This window comes from Brucella anthropi, from assembly GCF_046630315.1.
Classification (GTDB): domain Bacteria; phylum Pseudomonadota; class Alphaproteobacteria; order Rhizobiales; family Rhizobiaceae; genus Brucella; species Brucella anthropi_A.
Genome location: NZ_LQBD01000019.1, coordinates 44,127 through 50,126 on the forward strand (window position 1 = coordinate 44,127; position 6,000 = coordinate 50,126).

A 6,000-nucleotide genomic window follows, 5' to 3' on the forward strand; every position below is an offset into this window, starting at 1 on the left:
GGGAATCCTGCTCTGCGAGGCGGGTGGAACTTGGCCGTCATGCCGAGGCTGTCCGCCGAAGGTCATGCCGTTTTTTGTTTTTTTTTAGCGGCTAAAATCGCGTGAGGCAGGAAAGTGCTCCATGCTCTCATTCGTTCCGACCTAGCTTCCTGAGCGTCCATTCGTCAATCATGTCCGCCCAATCCTGTAGCATCGCCGTCCGCTGCTCGCGGTATTCGGCTTTGTTGTAGACGGCCCTGACGCCTCTCTGCTCGTGCGCCAGGCACTTCTCGATCCAGTCAGTGTTGTAGCCGGCCTCATGCAGCAGCGTGCTGGCCGTACGACGCAAGTCATGCGGCCCGAACTTGGCTAGCGATTTCCCCTCCTTCTGCGCCAGTCGGTATGTCAACGTCAGCACTTGGTTGAGTGTGGCGCTGCTCATGGGTAGGTCCGAGTCATATCGCGACGGAAGCACATAGTCCGATCCGCCGGCGAAAGTCTTGAGGGCAATGAAGATGTCCAGCGCCTGCCGTGACAGGAAAACCAAGTGCGGATTGCGTCGCTTCATCCGCTCCTTCGGGATTGTCCAAAGCGCCTCGCTGAAATTGAGCTCGCTCCAGGTCGCGTTGGTCAACTCGCTTTTGCGCACCATCGTTAGAAGCAACAGCTTGGCGGCTGCCCGGATGGATGGTGTCGTGCCGATCCGCTCCATGTACTGGTACATCAAGCCGATTTCATCGGGTGTCAGCGCACGGTCACGCGGCTCGAATTTGGCGATGGTCGTCGGTCGAACCAGTTCTGCCGGGTTCTCTACCTTCTGGCCACGCTCAATGGCCCAACGATAGACCTGCAACACGATCTCACGGGAATGCACCGCGGTTGCTGGTGCACCTCGCTCGACAATGGCATCGGTCAGTGCCCTCAAGTCCTCGTGGGTAATCTCGATCAGCTTCTGATTGCCGAATTTCGGCTTCAACTCACGCTCGAAGACCGAACGGCGCATATCGCGGGTGGAGTCCGCCATCTGGTAGCCCCGCAGCCACTTTTCTGCCCAGGCCCCGAACGTTTCAGCGTCCTTGACACGGGCCTTTTCTCGCGCCTTCTCCTTGGCCGGCGACTTCCCAGCGGCGATCATCTTCTTGGCCTCGCCCAACCGCTCGCGCGCTTCCGCGAGGGTAATGCCGCCGACACCGTAGCGACCGAAGGTGATGGTCTCTTGCCTGCCGTGGATTGAGTAGTTGTAGCGGAACGAGATTGAACCCGCAGAGGTGACGGCCACATAGAGGCCGTCACGGTCATTCACTTTGTAGAGCTTGTCCTTCGGCTTGAGGTTGCGCAGCTTGGTATCGGTCAGCATGGTGTGTGCGATTCTCCACGTCAAAATACCATGCTCAGAAACGCTCGCATTTCACCTTAAATTTCCTTATAGATCAATGCGTTATATAAATTTAATACCATGCCAGTCCTGTCGGAGGCAACATGGTATCAAGCACCAAACATGGCATCAGGTTCAGATAGTACCACCTACCATGCCATACAAACGCCGTGCTTGGCGATGCGAAAATTTGCCAGACAGTGCCGGGCCCAGAATAGAAAAAGCCCGCAGTTACGCGGGCTTAGAGGTGCTTTCGTGCTATTTGGTGCCGGTCTATGCCGGACGTGGGATCATTCCCACTCGATCGTGCCGGGCGGCTTGGAGGTCACATCGTAGACGACGCGGTTGATCCCGCGGACTTCGTTGATGATGCGGGTAGCCGCATTGCCAAGGAAGTTCATATCGTAGTGGTAGAAGTCAGCCGTCATGCCGTCCACAGACGTCACGGCGCGCAGCGCACAGACAAATTCGTAGGTGCGACCATCGCCCATCACGCCCACGGTCTGGACGGGAAGCAGAACCGCAAAAGCCTGCCAAATCGCGTCATAGAGGCCAGCCTTGCGGATTTCATCGAGATAGATCGCATCTGCCTCACGCAGGATTTCCAGCTTTTCACGCGTAATGCCGCCCGGACAACGGATTGCAAGTCCTGGACCGGGGAACGGATGACGACCAATAAAGCTGTCCGGAAGGCCAAGTTCCTTGCCGAGCAGGCGAACTTCGTCTTTGAACAGTTCCCGCAGAGGTTCCACAAGCTGCATCTTCATGCGTTCCGGCAGGCCGCCGACATTGTGGTGCGACTTGATCGTGACCGAAGGACCGCCGGTAAATGAAACACTTTCGATGACGTCCGGATAGAGCGTGCCCTGCACGAGGAAATCGGCGCCGCCAAGCTTCTTGGCTTCTTCTTCGAATACTTCGATGAACAGACGGCCAATCGTCTTTCGCTTCTTTTCCGGATCGCTTTCACCTTCGAGCGCACCGATAAAGCGGTCCGAAGCATCCACGAGGATCAGCGGCAGGTTGTAATGTTCACGGAACATTTCCACGACCTGCTGCGCTTCGTTTTTGCGCATCAGCCCATGATCGACAAGAATGCATGTAAGTTGGTCGCCCACGGCCTCATGTGCCAGAAGCGCCGCCACCGAAGAATCCACACCGCCCGAAAGCGCGCAGATAACCTTGCCGCTACCGACCTGTTTGCGGATCGTTTCGACAGCCTGTTCGCGATAAGCGCCCATCGTCCAGCCCGGCTGCACGCCAACGATGCGATGGACAAAATTCTGCAACAGCTTCGCACCGTCCGGCGTGTGCACGACTTCCGGATGAAACTGCACGCCGTAATATTTGCGCTTCTCGTCAGCAATCGCTGCAAAGGGCGCATTTGGCGACGTGCCGATAATGGTGAAGCCATCCGGCAGCGAGGTGACACGATCGCCATGGCTCATCCAGACCTGATGACGGGTCCCCTTGGCCCAGATGCCGGCAAAGAGCGGGCTGTCTTCCTGCACATCCAGGAACGCGCGCCCGAACTCACGATCATGGCCGCTTTCCACCTTGCCGCCCAGCTGGGCGCACATGGTCTGCTCGCCATAGCAGATGCCGAGAACGGGAATACCTTCTTCAAAAACGGCCTGCGGCGCGCGCGGCGACCCTATATCGGTCGTGGAATGCGGGCTGCCCGAAAGGATAACGCCTTTCGGCTTCAGCCGCTTGAAAGCCTCTTCCGCAGACTGGAAGGGGACAATTTCACAATAGACATTGGCCTCGCGCACGCGCCGCGCAATCAGCTGCGTGACCTGGCTGCCAAAGTCGATGATTAGGATTGTATCGGGATGTGCCGTGGTGCTCATGTGCAGCATCTATTTAAAAAGTGACCGGGATGCAATGCCTATATGGGGTATAGGCTGCATGCTCAACAAGTGCGTTGTCAAAAAGCGACCTATACTGACATACTATTGTCAGGAGCAGACAGAAGCCCCGCCGCGATTGCGGACTCCAATCGCTCGACCGCATCGGCCAGTTTCTCATCGATAATATGCAGATATTGAGTCCAGTCTCCTACATGCTGCAATTCACTGGCCCCGTCGGAAATGCCGCGAAGGCCGAAAAGCGGCACGCCGGAAAGCTGGCATGCACGCAGGCACGCATAGGTTTCCATATCGACCATATCCGCGTCGATAGTGTCATATGCCCCGCCGGAAACGATATTCGCACCCGTTGAAAGCGATGCGCCAGGGATACCGGGGAGGAAAACCGGAAGATCGATGACCTTGGGGAGGTCGAGAAACGGCGTTGCCCCCTTCTCAAAACCAAGTGGCGAAGCGTCCATATCACGGTAGGATACGCAGGATACCTGAAACACCTGCGCTTGCTGTAACCTGGCCGACCCGGCCGAGCCCAGCGAAATCACGAGGTCAGGCTTTTCGCCGCTTTGCGTCATATCTGCAAGGGCATAGGAAAGGTTGGCCGCAGCTTCAACCGGTCCAACACCAACCATCAGCGGCGTGAACAGTTTCGCCAAATGGCGCCCATATTCAGCATCTGCCGCCATAACGTAGAGCAGGCGCTTGCCAGCAACGGTTTTCATCATCCCTGCAAGCCCTTTCTGTCCTGCACCACCATCATGGTGCCGGTCATCGTGGCGATGAGACGCACATCCGTATCGGTAACGGCAAAGGCCTGACCGTCGCTCACCATGATGGTGCGTCCCGGCTTGGTGACTTCGCCGCGAAACAGAAAACGCTCGCCCTTGCCGGGGGCCAACAGGTTCACCTTGAATTCGATAGTCAGTACAGCGGCGTCAGGAGGCATCAAGGTAAGCGCAGCATAGCCGCAGGCGGAATCGAGCGCGGCGGAAATCATCCCTGCATGCAAAATGCCGTGCTGTTGCGTCAATTCCTCCCGAAACGGCATTTCGACTTCCACGATGCCGGGCTCGCAACGCGTCAGTTCGGCGCCAATCAGTTTCATGGCGGCCTGCCGCCCGAAACTTTCCTCGACGCGCTCCTTGAAATCCGGTTCCGCTACGCGCTGGGCTGGCATCGGGTCCCCCGTCCTATTTCGACCTTTGTAGAGTGCTTACATAAAACCCGTCAGTACCGGTGGACAATGGCGAAAACACAGTGCCTTGAGAAGGAAATACCGGTCTCATATCGCCGGTATCCGCCACCACTGCATCCCACAATGCCTGCGGCGCAACTTCGGTGAAATCAACATTTTCCGCAAGAAAACGTGCCACTTGCTGCGTATTCTCTTCGGCAAAGAGCGAGCAGGTAACATAGGCAAGCCGCCCGCCTGGCTTCACATAATGCTTGGCGGACTCCAGAACTTCCCGCTGATCCTGAACGCGGCGCTCAAGCTGCTGTTCGCTCAGCCGCCATTTTGCATCCGGGCGGCGTCGCCAAGTCCCGGAGCCCGTACAGGGCGCATCGGTGAGTACAAGGTCCATCTGCCCCGTGAGAGGGGCGAGCGCATCGAGATTTCCATGTACCTGCGTGTTGCGCACGCCTGCGCGCTGCAATCGCTCGTGCATCGGCGACAATCGGGCGCGCTCGGCATCATAAGCGTGAATCTGGCCGCTGTTCTGCATCGCAGCAGCCAGCGCCAATGTCTTGCCGCCCGCTCCGGCGCAATAATCAAGCACCTGCTGGCCGGGCTTCGCACCAGCAAAAAGCGCAGCAAGCTGCGAGCCCAGATCCTGCACCTCGAACCAGCCATCAAGGAAAGCCTGCTCGCCTTGCAGATTTGGATGACGTCCCAGCGCTTCGATCGGCGGGACGCGCAGTGCCTGCGCCAAAAATGGGGCTGGTGCCGCACCGGCCTTTTCAAGAGCTGCGAGCGTTTGTTCAGGCTTTGCCTTCAAACTGTTCACGCGCAGATCGACGGGAGGCCGCGTAGCCAACGCCCTGCCCTCATCCACCCAACATGCACCGAAAAGCTCTTCCAGCGATGCGACGCACCACTGCGGTACATCCGCCTGAATGTAACCGGGTGCGTCAGCGATATTCCGGCTTTCCCAGGCGTTGCGGCGTATTTCTTCCAGCGGTTGCGGTGCAAACTTGTCACCGTCAAGCACCGTATCGATAGTGGCAATATCCATACCGCCATCAGCCAGAAGAGCGCCGAAAGCCAGAGCACGTGCGTCATCGGCGTCCATTCGCCAGGCGATCGACAGTTTGCGGCGCAGCGCATCATAGACGATGTTGCCGATCACGGCGCGATCACCCGCGCCTGCGAAACGATGGGACGCGCCCCAATCCTTCAACACATCGGAAGCCGGGCGCGTGCCCGCTTCAATCTCGCCCAGAACCTCGATAGCCGCCTGCAGGCGTCCGCCAAGCCGCATTGTGTCTCCTTCTCGAATACCTGCTCGGGCATAGCCTTCCTTGCAGGGAAAAGGCAATCGGCAAATCAAAACAAAAAGCCGGAGCGTGCCGCTCCGGCTTTCTTTCCAGCTGATGAAAACAGCTTATTCGGCCGCAGTCGCCTCTTCGTTTGTGGCAATCGTGTTGGCTTCATAGCCATGGGCGTCCTTCAATGCCTTGCGCACCCCGGCTTCATAGTCGGGATGGACGAGCTTGAAGTGGGCGAGCTGGCGTTCGACGATGAAGCCCGGCACGCCACCCATTGCCGCGGCAATGTTG

At 57.9% G+C, this 6,000-nt stretch carries 6 protein-coding genes; all 6 read right to left on the reverse strand.

The features are described 5' to 3' along the window. Positions 1-127 precede the first annotated feature (127 nt). A complete protein-coding gene (locus tag AVM02_RS11865; protein ID WP_132569240.1) occupies positions 128-1,336 on the reverse strand; it encodes a tyrosine-type recombinase/integrase in 1,209 nt (402 codons plus the stop codon). Between the two features lie 308 nt (positions 1,337-1,644). Continuing rightward, complete coding sequence (guaA, locus tag AVM02_RS11870; RefSeq protein ID WP_411507157.1) at positions 1,645-3,207, reverse strand: glutamine-hydrolyzing GMP synthase; 1,563 nt, start codon at positions 3,205-3,207, stop codon at positions 1,645-1,647. Positions 3,208-3,296: 89 nt separating this feature from the next. After that, positions 3,297-3,947, reverse strand: coding sequence for a 5'-methylthioadenosine/S-adenosylhomocysteine nucleosidase (locus tag AVM02_RS11875; protein ID WP_411507158.1), 651 nt, complete (start codon positions 3,945-3,947; stop codon positions 3,297-3,299). Further along, positions 3,944-4,399, reverse strand: a complete 456-nt coding sequence (locus tag AVM02_RS11880; RefSeq protein ID WP_411507159.1) for a PaaI family thioesterase — start codon at positions 4,397-4,399, stop codon at positions 3,944-3,946. The genes AVM02_RS11875 and AVM02_RS11880 overlap by 4 nt, the downstream gene beginning before the upstream one ends. A 13-nt stretch (positions 4,400-4,412) precedes the next feature. Next, the gene (locus AVM02_RS11885) at positions 4,413-5,702 is read right to left on the reverse strand and encodes an RsmB/NOP family class I SAM-dependent RNA methyltransferase (RefSeq protein ID WP_411507160.1); all 1,290 of its coding nucleotides are present in this window, start codon (positions 5,700-5,702) and stop codon (positions 4,413-4,415) included. A gap of 123 nt (positions 5,703-5,825) precedes the next feature. After that, positions 5,826-6,000, reverse strand: a 175-nt coding sequence (locus AVM02_RS11890) for a catalase-related domain-containing protein (protein ID WP_411507162.1), incomplete at its 5' end; no start/stop codon positions are given.

Excerpts from the sequence above, each read along its gene's own strand:
- AVM02_RS11865 (WP_132569240.1), bottom strand. The coding sequence starts at position 1,336 with ATGCTGACCGATACCAAGCTGCGCAACCTCAAGCCGAAGGACAAGCTC.
- guaA (WP_411507157.1), bottom strand. The coding sequence starts at position 3,207 with ATGAGCACCACGGCACATCCCGATACAATCCTAATCATCGACTTTGGC.
- AVM02_RS11875 (WP_411507158.1), bottom strand. The coding sequence starts at position 3,947 with ATGATGAAAACCGTTGCTGGCAAGCGCCTGCTCTACGTTATGGCGGCA.
- AVM02_RS11880 (WP_411507159.1), bottom strand. The coding sequence starts at position 4,399 with ATGCCAGCCCAGCGCGTAGCGGAACCGGATTTCAAGGAGCGCGTCGAG.
- AVM02_RS11885 (WP_411507160.1), bottom strand. The coding sequence starts at position 5,702 with ATGCGGCTTGGCGGACGCCTGCAGGCGGCTATCGAGGTTCTGGGCGAG.